This window comes from Halalkalibacterium ligniniphilum (assembly GCF_000334155.1).
In the GTDB taxonomy this organism is placed as follows: Bacteria; Bacillota; Bacilli; order Bacillales; family Bacillaceae_D; genus Halalkalibacterium; species Halalkalibacterium ligniniphilum.
In genome coordinates, this window is the sequence record NZ_ANNK01000016.1 from 1 (window position 1) to 18,496 (window position 18,496).

Annotated in this window: 13 protein-coding genes, 2 pseudogenes and 1 riboswitch; of the genes and pseudogenes, 10 read left to right on the forward strand and 5 right to left on the reverse strand. The window is 40.3% G+C overall.

Features of this window, described 5'->3' with window-relative positions; genetic code table 11:
* Positions 1–537: 537 nt before the first annotated feature.
* On the forward strand, positions 538–849 hold the full coding sequence (locus tag BLT_RS0101455; RefSeq protein ID WP_026104927.1) for a DUF3243 domain-containing protein: 312 nt from the start codon (positions 538–540) through the stop codon (positions 847–849).
* A gap of 241 nt (positions 850–1,090) precedes the next feature.
* Positions 1,091–1,927 (forward strand): STAS domain-containing protein, encoded by an 837-nt coding sequence (locus tag BLT_RS0101460; RefSeq protein WP_017726056.1) that lies wholly within the window; start codon positions 1,091–1,093, stop codon positions 1,925–1,927.
* A 110-nt stretch (positions 1,928–2,037) separates the two neighbouring features.
* Here BLT_RS0101460 and BLT_RS22560 read toward each other — a convergent pair whose 3' ends face one another.
* Both BLT_RS22560 and BLT_RS0101470 read right to left on the reverse strand, forming a co-directional pair.
* Positions 2,038–4,023 (reverse strand): S8 family peptidase, encoded by a 1,986-nt coding sequence (locus BLT_RS22560; RefSeq protein ID WP_051045206.1) that lies wholly within the window; start codon positions 4,021–4,023, stop codon positions 2,038–2,040.
* 321 nt (positions 4,024–4,344) lie between these two features.
* Positions 4,345–5,367 (reverse strand): C40 family peptidase, encoded by a 1,023-nt coding sequence (locus tag BLT_RS0101470; protein ID WP_026104928.1) that lies wholly within the window; start codon positions 5,365–5,367, stop codon positions 4,345–4,347.
* Between the two features lie 475 nt (positions 5,368–5,842).
* On the opposite strand from BLT_RS0101470, the gene BLT_RS0101475 reads away from it, so the two are divergent.
* From BLT_RS0101475 to BLT_RS24880, 6 genes and pseudogenes are all read left to right on the forward strand, one after another.
* On the forward strand, positions 5,843–6,700 hold the full coding sequence (locus tag BLT_RS0101475) for a DUF6612 family protein (protein ID WP_017726058.1): 858 nt from the start codon (positions 5,843–5,845) through the stop codon (positions 6,698–6,700).
* Between the two features lie 651 nt (positions 6,701–7,351).
* Positions 7,352–10,591, forward strand: a complete 3,240-nt coding sequence (locus BLT_RS22565) for an S-layer homology domain-containing protein (RefSeq protein ID WP_017726059.1) — start codon at positions 7,352–7,354, stop codon at positions 10,589–10,591.
* 180 nt (positions 10,592–10,771) lie between these two features.
* Positions 10,772–10,927 (forward strand): annotated as a pseudogene (locus tag BLT_RS22875) (transposase); the annotation flags it as partial.
* A 162-nt stretch (positions 10,928–11,089) separates the two neighbouring features.
* Entirely contained in the window at positions 11,090–11,557 is a 468-nt protein-coding gene (locus BLT_RS21180) for a hypothetical protein (RefSeq protein WP_017726061.1), read from the forward strand.
* A gap of 463 nt (positions 11,558–12,020) precedes the next feature.
* Positions 12,021–12,323 carry a hypothetical protein gene (locus tag BLT_RS0101495; RefSeq protein ID WP_017726062.1) on the forward strand — a complete coding sequence of 101 codons (303 nt, stop codon included), beginning with the start codon at positions 12,021–12,023 and terminating at the stop codon, positions 12,321–12,323.
* Between the two features lie 11 nt (positions 12,324–12,334).
* Positions 12,335–12,436 carry a hypothetical protein gene (locus tag BLT_RS24880; RefSeq protein ID WP_394295488.1) on the forward strand — a complete coding sequence of 34 codons (102 nt, stop codon included), beginning with the start codon at positions 12,335–12,337 and terminating at the stop codon, positions 12,434–12,436.
* Positions 12,437–13,317: 881 nt separating this feature from the next.
* On the opposite strand, the pseudogene BLT_RS23540 reads toward BLT_RS24880, so the two are convergent.
* Positions 13,318–13,463: pseudogene (locus tag BLT_RS23540) on the reverse strand (IS256 family transposase); the annotation flags it as partial.
* A 160-nt stretch (positions 13,464–13,623) separates the two neighbouring features.
* On the opposite strand from BLT_RS23540, the gene BLT_RS0101505 reads away from it, so the two are divergent.
* Both BLT_RS0101505 and mgtE read left to right on the forward strand, forming a co-directional pair.
* Positions 13,624–14,292 carry a phosphatase PAP2 family protein gene (locus BLT_RS0101505; protein ID WP_017726064.1) on the forward strand — a complete coding sequence of 223 codons (669 nt, stop codon included), beginning with the start codon at positions 13,624–13,626 and terminating at the stop codon, positions 14,290–14,292.
* 98 nt (positions 14,293–14,390) lie between these two features.
* Positions 14,391–14,556, forward strand: a riboswitch (M-box (ykoK) riboswitch).
* Between the two features lie 255 nt (positions 14,557–14,811).
* On the forward strand, positions 14,812–16,182 hold the full coding sequence (gene mgtE / locus BLT_RS0101510; protein WP_017726065.1) for a magnesium transporter: 1,371 nt from the start codon (positions 14,812–14,814) through the stop codon (positions 16,180–16,182).
* A gap of 222 nt (positions 16,183–16,404) precedes the next feature.
* On the opposite strand, the gene istB is transcribed toward mgtE, so the two are convergent.
* Positions 16,405–17,124, reverse strand: coding sequence for an IS21-like element helper ATPase IstB (istB, locus tag BLT_RS0101515; protein ID WP_017726066.1), 720 nt, complete (start codon positions 17,122–17,124; stop codon positions 16,405–16,407).
* A gap of 305 nt (positions 17,125–17,429) precedes the next feature.
* Positions 17,430–18,496 (reverse strand): Mu transposase domain-containing protein (locus BLT_RS21185; protein ID WP_017726067.1); only part of this gene is annotated, 1,067 nt, incomplete at its 5' end.

An 18,496-nucleotide genomic window follows, 5' to 3' on the forward strand; every position in this document is an offset into this window, starting at 1 on the left:
TCCAAGACGATTTAAAAGAAGTATTGGAAAAAGGTGAAAAAGGCCGAGCGTAATGGGGGTCAGGGCAAAAAGGGTCGTTGCCGTTTTGCACCGGGACAAAAGGGTCAGAGCAGTTTTGCTCTGACCCTTTTGTGTTCGTCCCTTCCACCTTTGCGTCCTGCTTCCTCATCACTCATCTTCCCATTATTATTGTTGTTGTTTTTGTTGTTTTGGTTTCTCGCCATTTGAAAGACATCTTTCGTAAGATTTACTTATTGTTTACCTTAAATCGCTTTTGGACAAACAGGTTTTACGATGTAAGAATGCATGATTATCTAAAAAGAAAATCGCAGAATGTTGTGAAAATAAGAAGTTTGAGCCTAGTTAAAAACGTTTAATAGTAAAAGGTTAAAGAGATAGGGAGCAACGCTCATTCCCTTTCTTACTTTCTTACTTCCTTAAAAAAAATTCACTTATTTTACAACTAAAGGTTTCAACTGTGGAAATGTAGGTTATTCAATCTAAAGAGGAGACTAAAAGGAGGAATTGAAATTGGCAATGAATGAGAATTCTGAAGAAAGAGTAGACAAGACATTAGACAGCATGAGTGAGGAGAAAAAAGAAAGCATTCTTGCTGATTTTGACCATTTCAAAGGCTACCTTCAGGACAAAATGGCGATGGGCAAAAAAATGGGTTTACAAGAAGAGCAGCTTGCCCAAACAGCTGAGAAAGTAGGAGATTATTTAGCAAAGCATGAAGAACCGAAGAACAGGGAGGAACAGCTGCTTCAAGAGCTTTGGAAAGTTGGGAATCAGGAAGAACGCCACAAGCTTGCCCACATGCTAGTCAAATTAGTCGATAGCGAGTAAAAAGGATAAGGAGACCTTGCTCCAGCTACTATACTTCAAATTTCAAGTATAGTAGCTGGTTTGTGATCAGTGCGTTTTAAGCTCTCTCGATCCAAAAGATATCGTCAACACGTAAACATCAACAGACCAGCCACTAAACGAAGCAGCACAAAACAATTAGGTTCTGTAAGCGTCGGTCGACTAAAAGGTATAGCCTAATCATCCGATTCGATTATCTTAAAATAAAGGGGCTAGCAAGTCAATGAATGAGGAGTTACATATAATTGGGAAGACAATCATCGAAAAAAAATATGAAATTGTAAAGGAAGTTATTAAACAGCAAGAGGAGGGCTACAAGCAAAAAGTAAAACAAACAAAAATACCTGAAGAGCAAATCATGGAATATCGAGCCGAATTGATTCAATATATAGGGGAAGCATTAATCCACGATCTAGAGGTTGTGTATGAAAAAGCTAAAAGCTGGGCGGGGCAAATTGGTCAAATGGGACTTGAAAATGAAATGTCGATTGAAGATGCATTTAAGGTGCTTGCCATTTACCGCAAGACGATCTGGGATACGATTGGAGAAGAGATTGAAAAAAACCAATATCAGGCAATGACCGTTTTTAATATAGGGAAACGAATTAATCCATTGCTTGATAAATTAAACAATATTTTTAGCACGTTGTACGTGAAGGAAACAAGAAAAAAGTTTGACACGGCTCAAATGGCTTTACTTGAGCTGTCTGTCCCAGTTGTTCCACTTGCAGAGGGCATAGCTGTGCTACCAGTTGTCGGTGAAATTGATACGTACCGCGCCAAGCTAATGATGCAAATTACTTTGCAACAAAGCATGCAGCTGCAAATCAGCTGTCTAATTATTGATGTCTCAGGTGTTTCGATGATCGATACGATGGTCGCACAGAAAATTTTTGAAATTGTTAAAGCATTAAAGCTGGTTGGTGTCGAGACGAAGCTAACGGGTATCCGACCAGAAATTGCCCAAACCATCGTCGCATTAGGTGTCAATTTTGATGGCATCAAAACACGTGCGAGTATGCAGCAAGCACTGACAGAAATCGGCTTCACTATGAATTGAGTGCGTTACGGTGATCTCACTTTGATAAAGCAGCAAAGCTTTTGCATCAGTGATAAAAAAAGCAAGCGCCTGGGTCCCACTCCCTAAGCGCTTGCTTTTTTACTATGGACTTATTTTGTACGTAAGGATTCATCCAGTATACGTGACATAATCACGGTGAACTGGGCCCGTGTCATGTGGCTGCTTGGCTTATAGGTGCCATCAGCGTACCCTGTCACAATACCGAGGTCAGCCAAATAAAGGATTTCCCGGTAGCCAGTTGTATGTGGCGAGACATCAGTAAACACGGATGGAGCGTGACCGCGCAGTTCAAAGGCATTTCCGATAATGGCAGCCATCTGGGCCCGAGTAATTGGCGCATTTGGACGAAAGCGCCCATCTGGAAAGCCGCTAATAACGCCAAGCTCCACTGCTTGGGCAATATAGCCAGAGGCGAAGTGGTTTTCGTCTACATCTGAAAAGCTTGTAGAGGAAGCTTGCTCTCCCCAGCCAAGGGAGCGCCCGATCATGGCAACTGCCTGACCTCTTGTCACATTAGCGCCCGGCTTAAACGTACCGTCCTCATAGCCACCAATGATCCGTTCTGCTGCTAAAAAGGAAACATACTGCTTCGCCCAAAAATCATCCCCGATATCCGTGAAGGATACCTCTGGTCGCTCTGGCTTTGGCTCCTCTTCCTTAGGTGGGTCGGCTGGTTCAGGCGGCTCAGTAGGCTTTGGTTCTTGGACAACAACGATAAATTCTTTGCTTTTCGGTGACTCCATACCGTAGCGGTTTACCGCTGTAATAAAATAATGGTGCACGCCTGGTCGAACGTATTCATGAAATCGTGGTTCTTGTACAATTCCTCGCAGAGCGCCGTTTCGATATACTCTATATTCTTTGACCGTCTCATTAGCAGGCTGTGCCCAGCGAAGTGAAATGAAGGAGGTGTGGTTTGACTGCTGTTGTCCCACCTCACCTGACACTTGTTCAGGTGCAGCCGGCGGTGTAATCGGCTCTGTTGGCGGTTGGATTAAGCCGTAGCCAAATTGACGGTCACGTCCTTGTGGTCCTAAATCGATTGCCTGCTCCTGTGCCAGTGTGCGAATATCCTCAGCTGAAAGGTGCGGATACGCTTCCTTGTAAAGGGCAAGAACCCCTGTCACAAAAGGAGCCGCCATGGAAGTGCCACTCACGTCCTTATAGCTCCCGTTTAAGTAAGTGCTGTTGATGCGAACACCTGGAGCGGCAAACTCAATCTCATTCCCAGTCGCAGAAAAAGGGGCAATCCGGTTTTGCTGATCGACCGCTGAGACCGCAATCACACTATCATAGCGGGCAGGGTAATCAACAGGCTTTTCAACCGAATAATTATCCTTTTTATTTCCAGCGGCTGCGACGACAAGGATGCCTTGCTCATAGGCACTATCCACGACACCCTTTAAAGCAAATGAATGGTTTTCCGTCCCTAAGCTCAGGTTGATCAAATCAACGCCTTTTTCAATTGCCCACTCAATGCCTCGAATCGTGTCAGACAAACGGCCATTCCCTTGCCGGTCTAACGATTTCACTGCGTAAAGCTCCACGTTATGAGCGACACCAAGCGTGTTTTGTCCTGGAAGGTTCCCAGCAATAATTCCCGCACTATGGGTGCCATGACCGTTATCATCTTGATAAGACGTTGTGTAGTCGACCATGGAGACACCGCCAGCAATTCTCAAAGCAGGGTGGTCGGCGATCCCCGTATCAATGACCGCGACCTTTACACCTTTACCAGTGTAGCCCACATCCCACGCTCTTGGAATGCCAAGGTGCTGAATGCCCCAGTTGCGGTTGCTAGACGTTTCAAGCTGGATCTCGCGGTTTGACTCGATTGAAACGACCCCTGGTTTTCCTTTTAATGAAAGAATTTTATCTCGTTCACCCTCAACGACCGCACCGGGAAAGAGGCTAAACTGCTCAGCAATCGTTCCGTCCACTTCTTCAATCAGCTTTGTGTCAACCTTTTCCTGAAACACGAGAATAAATTCGTCCGTTTCCGCATAAGCCTGAGGATGAAAGAATACGAGAGTTGCAAGTAAAATAAAGACACTAGAAAAAAGGAACCGTCTCAAGAAGCACACCAACTTTCTATATGATATGAGAAAAGGGGCTGAGCTTGAGGATGAAGAGGTCGTTCTCTCGCGCACGCCACCTTTATAAAATACTGGATAAAGTTACCCTATGAACTTCAATATCTCTCGATGGGAAGAGCTTCTGCCCACACAGGTTTCTTTAAATCTCGTTACTAGATTTACGTCTTATTATAAAAAAGGTTTCATAATATTGGAACACAAACGAACATAATTTTTTTTAAGGTTTAAAGATATGGAAAAAAAGGTACAAAAAAAGTGATAGGATCTTGAAACCTATCACTCTCTTTATTCGTTCTATGATTATAACGCACGATATAAGAAAACAGCAAGTTGAGCACGAGTTGTAGTATTACCAGGTCGATACGTGTTGTCATTGTAGCCACCAGTGATGCCGCTTGCTGCCAAACGTTGAATCGCATCATACGATGAACGTGACGGGTCCACATCCTTGAACGGGATTGCTTCACTTGCTTCCGCTAATTCAAACGCTTTTGCGAACACAAGAGCAATGTGCTCACGGGTAAATGGATCGTTCGGACGGAAGTTACCGTTTGCATCACCGCCGAAGAATCCAGCATCAGCAACCGCTTGAACTTCTTCGTATGCATGGAAGTTTTCATTAATGTCGTTAAAATTGCCAGAGTAGCTAGTTGGCTTTAAATCAAAGGCACGCGCAAGGATAACCGCTACTTGGGCACGTGTAACATTATCGTTTGGTCTGAAGAAACGTTGATCGTAGCCATTAATGATCCCTTGTTCACCAAGTGCTTGAATCTCTTTTCTTGCCCAAAAGCTTGAAGATACATCATGGTACTGGCCTGCTGGCAGCGCCTCATAAACAACTTCTTGCTGCTTTACCTCTGGAGCTTCTTGTTCGTTCACAATCCGTCTTGCGCCTAAGTAACGCGGTCCCCAGTAATAAGGGTCACTAACCTTAGAAATGGAGATGCCACGAGAGGATGAAGCATGAACAAATTGGTCATTGCCTATGTATATACCTGAATGAGACGGGCCTGGCTTATAAGTTTCAAAGAATACAAGGTCACCCTTTTGCAAATTGGAACGAGAGACTGCTGTTCCAGCGCTGTATTGACCGTTTGCCGTACGTGGTAAATCGATGCCTACTTGTCTGTATACATACCCGATAAACCCAGAACAATCAAAGCCTCTTGGCGTTGTACCGCCCCATTGATACGGTACACCCAATTGATCCCTAGCATGTGAAACGATTCGATCAACCGTTGATGCTTCAGCTTTTTCAAACGGGAACATTGTGAGGATTAAGATAGCCCCCAAAAAAACTGATAAGATTTTCCTACTCAATCAAAACACTCCAATCTTTTCTTTCCTTTGACAAAATCTATGACGTTATTCCATATTGTTATTTATTTTTCAACAAGGTTAAGTCTAGCACATGATCCATCATTTGTTCATTACAGTTCTGTAACAGAACAAAGACAGAATGTTTCAAGGATTAAAAGAATGAATGCAGCAACGGTTTGTACGCATTATGACAAGTGTAACAATTGCATAGCACTGATCCATATGCAAATCATCATGTTGTCGAAAAAAGCGTGAAGAACACAAACAAAATGAGCAAGCAAAGAAAAAACTCGCTCAACCCGTCTTTAGACAAATGTTACAGAAATGCAACATACATAATTTTCCACTATAAGAACACATTTTTTCATGGTGGTTGTTTTTGGAACACAAACTTCAACTTGTGTTCAAACTGTTCGGTTTGTACAATAGAAAGGTGTCACATTTTGAACAGATATAATATAGGAGAAGATACAACATGAAGAAGATGCTTTGGCCCGTCATGGCGATTGGACTTTCCTTGCTGCTATCCGCTTGTGGAGACGGATTGCGCCCTGAGAAAGTATACGATAACGCCGTTAAAGCGACAGAAGAAGTGGATACAGTGATGATGCAGCGAAATCAAACCTTGCGTGCTCAGGATGAATCCTTTAGCACGTCCATGGTTGGACACATCCGCTACGAGCCCCTTGAAGCACTGACGACGATGCGCATTAGTTTAATTAATTTAAGCGAACCAGTGCAAATGAACATGTATCTTAATGAAGATAAGTGGCTTGTGCGTCCCGAACAATATGGTGCGGATTGGGAAGAACGAGACCGTTCCAGCTTTGATGATGTCGTTTTTGAACAACCAACCGTATTATTAGAAGAATTCATGCCCTACCGTGAGCAGTTTCTAATGAAAGAAATTGAAATTGTCTACAATGAGGACGCAACGAATCAAATCGAAGATGTAGCAGGAGAGGCAACGGAAGAAGAGGGAGAAGCAGACAAAGAAAAAAACCTTGTTACCTATGAAGCCTATGAGGTGTCCTTTAGAGGCTCCGATGAACAGTACAAGCCACTGATCAGGCAGCACATCGAACAAATGGGCCTTGCAGATCTCCCAGGTGTCAACCTTGATGAAGTGATGGAAACCGTCCAAATCGAGCGGATTGACATGACTGCGCGAATTGAAAAAGAAACCTTCTACGTCCACCGCTTCCATACAAGGTTCCGCTACCTTGTGGAAATTCTCGGCGAGTATCGAGTCATTGATGAAAGCCTGCTCCTTCGTTTCAAAGACCATAATGAACCAATTGACTTTGAAGCGTTAAGGGCAGAAGCTGAATAATAAGCAAGCATGTAACTGACATCCCTACATATATATGGGTGTCAGTTTTTTTGTGTGTTGAAAAAATTTAATTTAAAAATGAAACATTTTCCTCATTGCTAATGTCAATAATGAGAGGGAGGAGGTGGTTAGAAGGAATGTAAAAAACTGAATTTAGCAAAAATATCAGAAGGATGTCAGTTTATAGGAGCGCCGTGCGATGCACTGTTAACGCACTGAAATCAATGTCATTAAACTGTAATAAAAGAGGACGAAAGGCTTTATTATCACAACCATTTATTGACTGTGTGTAAATCTACTAGACAATCTCCAAAATAACTACATTTTCCTATTGCATTCTATGGATAATCAGGTAGAATGACGATAGATGTAGAATTTTGTGCCAATTCATTCAAGAATTTAGATCGCGATCTAAATTTTTGGGTCTGTAGCCATGGTTGTATTTGACAGCTTTTAAACTAGCAAGGTATAATCAAGAATGCAGATTTTCAAAATGAATTGGTGATTTTGCTAATTTAAGGGGGAGATTTAAGCCTTTACATCTAAGTAGTATGACTCACTCAGTCGTTGGTCTTAGTCACATCTCTTTAAATTAGAAATCTCGTAAAATTCTGTACAAAACGTACATATTCCAAAGGAGGAATTCGGTAAATGAGTTACCAACCAAAGTCTTACCGCAAGTTTTTAGCAACATCAGTTTCTGCTGCTATGGTAGCAACAACGTTCGCAGCAGTAGGTCCTATCCAATCTGCGGATGCAGCAGAGCAAAAGTTCACTGATGTAAGCCCAGAAAGAGGAAGCTATGAAGCAATCAATGCATTAGTAGAAATGGGAGTTATCAAGGGTTATACTGACGGCACGTTCAGACCGACAGCTGAAATTTCTCGTATGCATGCTGCAGTTTTGTTCGCTCGTGCGTTCGATCTTGACACTGAAAATGTTACAAACCCAGGTTTCGCAGATGTACCAGAATCTCACCAATACTATGCTGAGATTGCTGCAGCAGTTGAAGCTGGACTATTCAATAAAGCTGAAAACTTCAATCCAACTGCAACATTCACTCGCGCACAAGGTGCTACAGTCCTTGCACGTGCTTGGGGATTTGACTTTGATGCAGAGTACACATTCTCTGACAACGCAGGTTCACATGCGGCAAACGTAGCGCGTCTTGCATCGAAGGGCTATATCAAAGGTTATCCAGATGGCACATTCAAGCCAAACAACCCGTTAACTCGTGAAAACTTTGCGCAAATCTTCCACCGCACAATTGCTGCAGAAGGACTTCCTTCATTCGAGCCAACACCTGTACACCTTGACGTTGCATCTGTAACTTCAGTTGACTCTACAACAATTGAAGTAACATTCAATGGTACATTAACGGCTGAAGAAGCTGCAGCTCTTGAATTCACATTTGATCCAGCACTAGCTGTAACAAAGGTTGAGCTTAAAGCTGAAGGCGAAGTTGCTGCACAAAACGCAACAACAACCGTTGTATTAACAACTGAAGCACAAGCTGAAGGAACAAACTACAGCCTAGTAGCTGTAAATGGTGATGCACTTGCTGCTCCTGTAGTAGTAGAACCAGCTCCAGCTCCAGAAGTGCCAGCTGATCTTGAAGTAGCTTCTGTAAGTGCGATTACTACTACACAAGTTGAAGTTGAATTTACTGCTCCAGTAGAAACTTTAACTAGAAACCAAGTAGTCGTGACTGCTTCTAATGATGACCGTGCCTTCGTTTCTTCGGTTGAATTAGCTGAAGATGGAAAATCAGCTAAAGTAAACTTCTTCCAAAACTTAACAGATAAAGAAACTTATGCGTTCAACATTATTATAGGAGAGCAAAACTTAACTTCTAGTTTTGAGTATCAACAAGGTAAAGTTTCAACAATTGAAGTTTCTGATGTGAGAATCGCCAACACAGTAAATCCTTTCCAATTACCATATAAAGTAGTTACTGATACTGGAGTAGATGTTACTGCAGTAACTGATATCCAACTTCGTACGGATAATGAAACAATTAATGGTGCTACAAGCAACCGTGGTGTTATTTCTTCTGGTTTAAGTTCTGCAGTAACTGCATTTGCTGAAATTGTTGTTCCTGTTGAAGGCGGCCAAGAAGTTAAGAGTAATCGTTTTACTATTACAACTCAAGAAGGTCAATTTGATTCATTTGCTAGATTTACTGTAGCTGGATCAGCACCTATTTGGGCTGATACTAAAGATGCTGATTTAGTTGACTTTGTTAAATTAGGTGCTACTGGTCAAACTTTACAAGTTTCTGGTTTAGACCAATTTGGTGCTGAATATCCAGTTAATGCTGAAGCTAATTTCACTTCTTTAACTCCGAACGTTTTACTAGTTGACACTGAAACTGGAGCATTAACTCCTCGTGCAGAAGGTACTGCTTTAGTACGTGTTACAATTGGAGACAAAACTAGAACAGTAGAAGTTAAGGTTGCAGAAGCTGCTAAGCTAACTAGTGTTAAATTCGAAAGAGGCTCAGAAGCAGTTACAAGCCTTAGATTAAATAACGTTATCGCTGCAGATGCTGCTGTTGATCTGAATGTTAAGTTCTTAGACCAATATGGTGATGCAATTGACCTTTCTGATAAAACTATTACGTTTGAAAGCACTGGATCTGCTGTAAACCTAGGTTCTGTATCAGCGTCTGTTACTGGTAACAATACTCTTCTTACTTTAAATAGAAACGCTACAGGTTCTTCAACGGTAACTGTTAAAGATGGAAATACTGTATTAGGAACTATTGATATCACTGTTCAAGCTCCAGGAACTATTGCTGGTTATCGCTTAGACGGTTTTGGAGAATTAGATATTAATGGTGCTGCAAATGAAAACACAGTTGAAACTAGAACATTATCATTAGTAGGTGTTGACGCTAACGATGTTCGTGTATCAAATGACCCTGCTAAAGCTGCTTGGGAAGTAGAAGATGCTGACGGTAACAAGGCTTCTGTTGCAGCTTCAACAACTGGTTTAACATTAAACCTAGATGGTACAACACTTACATCAGCTGGTAACACAATTACACTTCCGAATGTACCAGGTACTTACACTTTAAGAGCCACTGTTGGCAACCTTGTAGTGGAAGAGCGTACAATCACTGTTGTTGACACTGAATCTCCATATGTAATTTCTCAAACTGTAGGTGGCCTTGAGTTTACATTTGGTGGTAATTTCTTTGAAGAGTTATCAAAAATCTTCCGGGTAACTCAAGATGGAGAAATTAATGGTACAATTCAAGAGTTTTCATTCCTATCTGGTACACAAGGTACAATTGCTACTACAAGTGGAGATGCGTCTAAAATCAATGCTTCAATCAAAGCAGATGGTAGTGCAACTCTTTACATCGAAACAATTACTGTTAATGGTAAAAAAGTAGATGTAGATTTCCAAGTACGTGTAACTGTTGACGGAGTAGCAGCAGCAGAAGATCAAGCAGCTGCTGATGCTGTAATTGCAGAAATAGCAGCATTAAATAATACTGCTAAAACGTATGCTGCAGATGTAGATTCTGCACGTACAAGCTATGAAGCTTTAACTTCAAGTCAAAAGGCATTAGTTACAAACTATGCTGACCTACAAGCTGCTGAAGCTGAAGTTGCTGCAAGTACTGAACTAGCTGTTTCTGATGATTTAGTAGTAACAGCATTAGACAACACTGCTAAAACTCTATCTGTAGCAGCATCTACAACAGCTGGGGGATTAAAAGCTGCTATTGAATCCGCAATTGGAGCAAGCATTCAATTTACTGTAACCGATGTTAATGGTACTGAAAAAGCTGATGATGGTGCTTTAGTTACTGATGATAAACTAGTAGTTACAGCAGAAGATGCAACTACAAATGCTACTTATACTGTTACTGTAAATTAACAATAGGTGACAAAGAACAATTGGTGTCTGTATGTCGAAAGGCTCTGTGGAGAGAAATCTCTGCAGGGCTTTTCTTTATGGCTCTAAAATAAATGTTGGGGTTTCGTGAAAAGTAGGACATAAGAAAACACGCAATCTCTTTTATCCTTGAATTGATGAGAAACAAGAGAAGGGTAAGAATTGCGTGCCAAAGGGCACAAGGTGGAAAAAGTCGTGATGGACATGAGTCCAGGCTTTAAATCAGCGGTCCAAAAGGCGCTTGGAAAACCGATCATTCTCACTAATCGCTTTCACTTTTGTCACTGCATTTATTGGGCATTGGAGCGGGTTCGGCGCTAGGTTCAAAAAGACTTCCACGAGTATGATCGAAAGAAAGTAGAGTTTTAAACCTCATTTTCTTTTTTTATGCAAGAATTAGAAAAATTTGGTTGAAACTCGTTAACAGTAGATGATATCATAAACTCAAGTAAATGATATCATCTACTAGAGAGGGATTTAATGAGTAAAAAATTTGTATTAAGATTAACCGAGGATAAGTATCAAAGACTAGTCAGTATGACAGGAGAGAAGAGTCTTAATCAATATATTAATGAAATTCTTGAAATGTATATTCTGAAAATGAAGGGGAGTCATACTCAAATGGAAAAAGTGATTATTGGTGAATTGACACATAACGAACTACGTGAGGCAGTGACAGTAACACAACAACCTTGGTATATGGATATTTTAGATGAATACAACATCTATTTTTTCTCACCTAACAAAATTGTTTCTCCGATGATGTCACTATTGTTTTATGGAGATTCTGATTGTACTCCTTCTAAAAGCATAAGTAGATTTGGTAAGGTATCTCATATTTATCGTCATGTTACAAGACGAGATGTTGAGTCTATACCTGAAATGCAAGAGCTTCTTAATAACCCAAAATTTGCTGATAAAATCTTAAGTTGGGAGAAATATCAATAGTTGTACTTTCTGAAGTTACTAGACTTGAGAACCCACTTCCATTAACCAAGGAATATGTAAATCATCCAAGAATAATCGTAAATAGAGAGACTACCCTTGCCAAATTTTTAGGTGCCAAAAAAATTGACGATTTGTTTAATTAAAATAACGGAGTATGAGAAATGACGGGGAATGGGCAAACCATCCCCGCTTTTTTCTAGTCTCTACCTAAGGTTCCCTGCTTACCCGTTGTCCCGTTGAAAATAGATTGTTCTTTAGAACATCTTACAGTTTGGATAGAATTTGTATAGAGATAGTGGGTTAATCGTTTATAGATTTTGTGGGTTACTTTGTTATGGTTTTTAGTCTTATCTTTTTGGTTTATTGACGAGTTTCTTCTATAATATATTACTTTCTAAAAACTTATTTTTTTTTACGGATTTATAGGATTAGCGGGGATGTTACAGCAATTGCAGATGTTGAAATGTCATCTATTGGTCTTACAGTAAATAGCAGAGGGGTTGTTTCTGCAGGATTAGATGCTGAAGGCACTTACTTTGTAGAAATTAAAGCTGGCGAAGTGAAGAGTGAACGTTTCAGTATTACTGTAAAAGCTAGCGAATTTGCTTCATTTAATAACTTTGCTATTGCTGATTTTGGTGCGCCTATTGATTGGGAAGATGATCTTGTTCAATCAATCAAAAAGGTAGAAACTGGTAAATCCCTTTATGCTTCTTACTTAGATCAATACGGTGATGTTGAGCAAACCTTACTTTTGAATCATTAACTCCTGATGTATTGTTAGTTGATCGTAACTCAGGCTTACTAACTACTCGTGCTGAAGGTCAAGCGGCTGTTCGTGGAACAGAAGCCGGTGGAAAGTCTCAAGTATTCTATTAAAATGTTGTTGCAGCTGCAAAACTTGACTCTGTAGAGTTTTAAGTAGAAGGAAACATAGTTGAAACACTTGTATTATTACACCACCAATGGGAGTACCTAAAGCTACATATTGGATAAAGGAGTAGGAGTGTTCAACTCCTACCCCAACATTTGACTTAGAACCATAATAATAATGGACTAGATTAACATAAGCTTTCATTCCTTCCGAGGGATTAGGGCTATTTTTGTTTCATACATTTCCACATAAAGGAGATAGAACTTGTGAACTGCTTAGAGTTTAAGGAGAGTGATAGGATGAAAGAGATAACTAGTAGGGAAGTATCGAAAATCATAGAGGAACTGGAACATTGTTGCTTATTATATTTCAAGCAAAGTGATCAGTGGATTGGGATTGATATAATAAGAATGGTCTAACAACGAATATTGATTCTACATTGATTGCCTACTCAATAACTTATTGACTTGATTACCTATTGAGCAACTACTCACCCAGCAACATCATTGCTCTATTCCTTGTGTTACATTGTTTATGGCAGTCTAAAAATGTAGCTTTTGGCATTTAATTGATAACATTTGAAACAGAACCTTGGAATAAGTGGTGCCTGCCACGATCCGGAATGTGTCGAAGGAATGAAAGAGAAAAAAGTTATCGCTGTTGGCGGTGGCTCTTTTTTTTGGTGGCAATAAAGAAAAACGCCTTAGCTCCATCCATAGCTGGAGACTAAGGCTAGTTCGTCCTTCAACTATCTTACTCCTTCTTATTCATTTCTCGTTTCATCGCTTTGGCAACAAACTCCACATTGGTACCGAAAATGACTTTTTTTTATAGATTAAGTGAAACTTGATCAATAACGTAAGAATTACAGAATGTTTATACAAATGTTGCCTGAGTTATAACCAATGTGGTTATATGTTTCATAGTCTAGGAATTTTGTTAGTTTTGTTTCCAGCAGCGTACTCACAGCTGTTTCTAAATGTGCACGAAAAACTTCGGTAATGTCTTGTTTTGGACTAGAGCTTGGGCAATTTCTGTTGTAAACTGACATAGGGAAGACCTCTTTTCTAGATTGGTTGTGGTGACTTAATTCTACCAAGAAAAGGTATTCCTTTTTCTATGTCTTTAGTTATTGACACAAACTATTTTATACTCTCAATTTCCAATCATAGAAAAGAAAGAGTGACTAGCTATGCCACAAAAAAATAATAACATTTATATCATGATAAGTTCTTTCTTCTTGTTTCTCATAATTTCAATCTTGTCTATGCGAAATAAGTTGACACTACTAGACCAAAGCATTATTTCTTCGTTAACTGATGGGACCTCCACGATTGTAATGACACTAATGGAGCTTGTTACAAAGATTGGATCTGGAGAGATGATATTAATAGCGACACTTATTATTTCGATATTCCTAATGGTGAAAAAAATGCGAAAGCATGTTATTTTATTATTTTTACTTACTTTTGGCGGAATAGTCTTAAATTTCGCCCTGAAAATTTTATTTCAACGTGAACGTCCTGGGGAAATGAGCGTAATTGAAGTATTTGGTTATTCACTTGAAATTGCCTCATATAGCTTTCCTAGTGGTCATACGATGAGAAGCGTCCTTCTATTTTCTTTTTTAATTTATATGAGCTATCACTTTATTAAAAAACCTTTTGCAAGAGTTGCGGTAATTGGTCTTTTGTCTTTTATGATTCTTTTAATTGCGTTAAGCAGAATTATAGTTGGTGCCCATTTCCCAACAGACATTTTAGCAGCAGTTAGCATTTCAATTGCTTGGTTCTATTCTTGTTTAATCCTACTTCAATACTTGTTGAAAATAAGCAGTCGTATAACTTTCTCGGTAAAATAAAAAACAGTTTACGAAAATGTTCAATTGTAGAATTATTTTAAAAAACGTTGACACCATTTAATGATTTCTGTAGTATGTCAAATAGAGTTTTTAATTGAATAAATCCTCGTTAGGTGAGGCTCCTGTGCTGGAGATACGCTGCTGCCCAAAAATGTCCAAAGACGCCAATGGGTCAACAGAAACCATCGACATAAGGTGGTTTTTAATGTAGCTGGAATGTTCCTATGCCGCACAGTGCTAAAGCTCTACGAATGGAGGAAACTAATGCTAGCTGTATTTGTGTGCGCTTTTTTTGCCATGCATGCTTATTTCAATGTGTAATAAACCACCTTCATTTGTAGAAGGTGGTTTATTTTTTTCTAGATGGAGGTGGTATGAATTGGATAGTAGTCTAGAACCTGATTCGGTAGAGTATTTGTTGTTTATTCAGGCTAAAGCAAAAACAATAATAAGTATAAGTACCATTTTATATCACCAATTTAAAAAAATGGCTTCCTTATAACAAAAGGAGGAATCATCATGGTTAGACTAAACGACCAAACGCGTGATGAATATACAAACCAAGTTCTAAGCGCATTAAATGCCGGAGAGCGCGAGCAATTTCGTGATGGATTTTTAGCATTACACCCAACAGAACAAGTGGAAATCTTTCAATCATTAGAGAAGACAAAGAGAAAAGATGTTTATCAATTTATCACACCTTCTGAATTTGCTCAGATATTCCAAGGGCTTGATATTGACGATCAAAAGCAATATGTGTTGGAGTTAGACGAGAAGTATGCAGCCGAAATGTTCAATAACATGTATGCTGATGATGTTGCTGACTTCTTAGGTGAAATAAAGGAGAAAGCTGAAAAAATATTAAATACTATGAACAAAGATGATGCTGATGATGTAAAAGAACTGTTAGCTTATCCACCTGAAACTGCTGGGGCAATCATGACAAAGGAATTTATTTCTATTAAAGCAGAAAGTAATGCATCGGAAGTTATAGAACAAATAAGAGAAGAAGCTCCTGACGCTGAAACCATTTATTATTTATACGTTGTGGATGCAAAAGAAAAGCTCGTCGGTGTTGTTTCTCTTCGTGATCTTATCATTGCACCAACAAGTGATAAGGTTGAAAAGATTATGAGTTCTCGTGTTGTATCGGTTTCTGTTAGAGATGACCAAGAAGATGTTGCTAAAATGATAAAAAAATACGATTTCTTAGCTGTTCCTGTTGTAAATGAAGAAGGTAAATTAGTTGGAATTGTCACAGTCGATGATGTCATGGATGTTGTCGAAGAAGAAACGGAAGAGGATTTTGGAGAAATTTCAGCAGCAAGAGGCTCACTTGATGCCAATATCTCTTCTTTTACAGCAGCAAAAAAACGTGCACCTTGGATTGTTATGCTTATGTTTTTAGGGCTAGTAACGGCTGAGGTTATCGGACAATTTGAAGAAACATTAGAAGCTTTTATTTTACTCGCAGTCTTTATCCCGCTAATTATGGATTCAGCGGGAAATACTGGAACACAGGCATTAGCGGTTGTTGTACGCGGTTTAGCACTTGGAACAATTGAACGTTCAAGCGTAGGAAAATTGTTAAAACGTGAATTTGGAACAGGAATTATGTTAGGTTTAATCTGTATGGCGACGCTGTTAATTGTCGTTCCTCTTCTTTATCCAACGGGAGGCTTTTTATTAGCTGGAATCGTTGGGGGGTCACTCTTCTTAACATTAAGCATTGCTACAATGGTGGGGGCTGCCATTCCATTAATTATTAATAAATTAAAAATTGACTCAGCAGTTGCATCTGGTCCATTCATCACAACAATCAATGATATTCTTGGGTTATTGATTTACTTCTCTATTGCAACAGCATTTTTACAATATTTACCGCAATAAAATAAAAGGTGCCTCTATTGGTAAAACAAATATACCAATCCAATAAAGAGAGATCCTATTCATATTGGAAGCACTTGTACAGCAACTATGGGATGTGGGGATTGACTAAATTTATATTGATGGATCTTTTGTCGAGCAAAAAGCTCATCCTAATTGTATTTGGCAAGTAGGAAATGTATGATTTGGCAGTTAAAAATGTAGCTACTTGCCAACACCCTTTATCTAACGATTGAGTAATGATTCTTTATGCCGGAAACTTTCTCGATTGAACACCAGTAAATGTGAATAATGAATGAGACGATCAATAAACGCTTCTGTCAGGATGGGATCTCCGAATATGTGATTCCACTGCCCAAACTGAAGATTTGTAGTGACGACTACACTCCGCTGTTCGTAACACAAATTGATGACTTGGAAGAGGAGCTCTGCCCCTTGCTTATGAAGTGGTACGTAGCCGAGTTCGTCTAAAATCAATAAATCCAAGCCTTCGATCTGCTTATACAGCTTGCCGAGTGTGCCTTTGTCATTGGCTTCCAATAACTGATTCACCAGCTGTGCCACCGTGTAAAAGCGTACTTTTCTTTGTGTCTGATGGATCGCATTCCAGCCGCACAGGGAGGCCAGAAGTGTCTTACCTACCCCTACTCCTCCATACAAAATGAGATTCTCTTTCCTTTCAATAAAATGCCCTGCCAATATACCCTCTTTTGATAGATCACTGTTCATATGAACGCCATCCCATTCAAACTGCCTGCCGGATATATCCGGCAGTAACGATTGCTTGATCAAGAGATTCAATTTCCGTTCTTCCCGTTGCTCGATCTCCTTTTCAAATAGCTTCAGTAAAAACTCCTCATGTGACGCAGCTTTCACCTCGTGATAATGTTCTCGAATCCAACTTAGTTTTAAACGTTTCGCATGCTCTTCAATCGAGTTCTTCATGACTGCTCACCCCCAGCCATCGTGAAAAGTTGATCGTAATGGGTAAGACCGCGTGAGACGGTTTCCGCCATTGGCAATTTCATAGGCAGTCGCGGAAGCGACAAAGTCTCCCGGATGCCTCGCCTATTGATCAACTGATAGTAGATGTATTTGGCAATCAAGCTATGTAGGTAATGGCAGTATATTTATTTCGTGATAATGATAAATATGCACCGCTCTTTGTAGCTTGACATGGAGCCTCTGCGAGCATAGTGTCTGGCGAAGGGCGAAAGATTAACAACTACCTCTTTCGCCAGGCGGATAGCCTACCATGCTCGCCACTCCATGTAAAGCGAGCGTATGCAAATAATATACTGCCGAAACCTACATTGGTAAACTGCCACTAACAAGTAGACATGCTTGATTGACTCAGCGGTTGGATGACCATGCTCAGAAGCCATTCGCAATGCTTCAGTCGGCAAGTGGAAGTCCTGCTCCTTCAGAAGAACAGCCAGTAAGCTTAATGCCGCTTTCTTCTCTTCCAGTGAACAGGCTTCAAAGTAGACCTTCCACTCTTCAGGCAGCTGATCATAGAAGGAGCTGTATTTCAATGCCGTTGGCCGTTTGGCCATTAACGTTAAATAGGGCTGCCAATTCATCGCTCTTCGTTCGCTTCCATACAGTCTAGGATGCGTAATCAGGATTTCATTCTTTTCATTTAGAATGGTTACCTGGTCAAAGGAAAGCTTGGCTGTCACTGCTTGTCCGGCGAAGCGGGGCGACGTGGAATACTGCTTTCCGTCAATTCGGATCATCCCATATTTATCTGCTTTCAAATGTTCGTAGCGGATACATTCATATTTTTTACCTGGCAATTGTAACAGTTGCTCTTTGTCTGCCAAATGCAGTTCTGAAATCGGCAGTTCCTTTTCGTAATGTGCTCTCTCCCGATCTTCTACACTCCAGATAAGGGCCTGTTCATTTACGTCTGCCAAACGATCATACGGGACAGCCGGCAACAGATAATTATTGCGGATATACTTCACCATGGCTTCCACATGGCTCTTCTCATTGCCGCTGTTCGGATTGCAGAATTCGTAGGAAAACCCATAGTGTGCGGCGAATCGTTCAAATTCCTCTGTCAGTACGCGTTCGCCCTCCGGCAGTACTTTTTTGACCGCAGGGGACAGGTTATCAAAACGGATGGTGTGTGGTACACCTTCCAAGAATTCAAACATGTTTGCCAATCCCTGTAGAAAACACTCTCGGTTCTCGGACGGGAACACCTGATATAAAAATGCGTTACTGTAAGGAAAGGAAAGCACCAAGAAATGCCGGATGACTTCCTCTCCTTCATGCAGGAATGGTGCTTCTCCAAAATCCACCTGTGCGG

Excerpts from the sequence above, each read along its gene's own strand:
- BLT_RS22565 (WP_017726059.1), top strand. The coding sequence starts at position 7,352 with ATGAGTTACCAACCAAAGTCTTACCGCAAGTTTTTAGCAACATCAGTT.
- BLT_RS0101460 (WP_017726056.1), top strand. The coding sequence starts at position 1,091 with ATGAATGAGGAGTTACATATAATTGGGAAGACAATCATCGAAAAAAAA.
- BLT_RS0101455 (WP_026104927.1), top strand. The coding sequence starts at position 538 with ATGAATGAGAATTCTGAAGAAAGAGTAGACAAGACATTAGACAGCATG.
- mgtE (WP_017726065.1), top strand. The coding sequence starts at position 14,812 with ATGGTTAGACTAAACGACCAAACGCGTGATGAATATACAAACCAAGTT.
- BLT_RS0101495 (WP_017726062.1), top strand. The coding sequence starts at position 12,021 with ATGTCATCTATTGGTCTTACAGTAAATAGCAGAGGGGTTGTTTCTGCA.
- BLT_RS0101505 (WP_017726064.1), top strand. The coding sequence starts at position 13,624 with ATGCCACAAAAAAATAATAACATTTATATCATGATAAGTTCTTTCTTC.
- BLT_RS21180 (WP_017726061.1), top strand. The coding sequence starts at position 11,090 with ATGAGTAAAAAATTTGTATTAAGATTAACCGAGGATAAGTATCAAAGA.
- BLT_RS0101475 (WP_017726058.1), top strand. The coding sequence starts at position 5,843 with ATGAAGAAGATGCTTTGGCCCGTCATGGCGATTGGACTTTCCTTGCTG.
- istB (WP_017726066.1), bottom strand. The coding sequence starts at position 17,124 with ATGAAGAACTCGATTGAAGAGCATGCGAAACGTTTAAAACTAAGTTGG.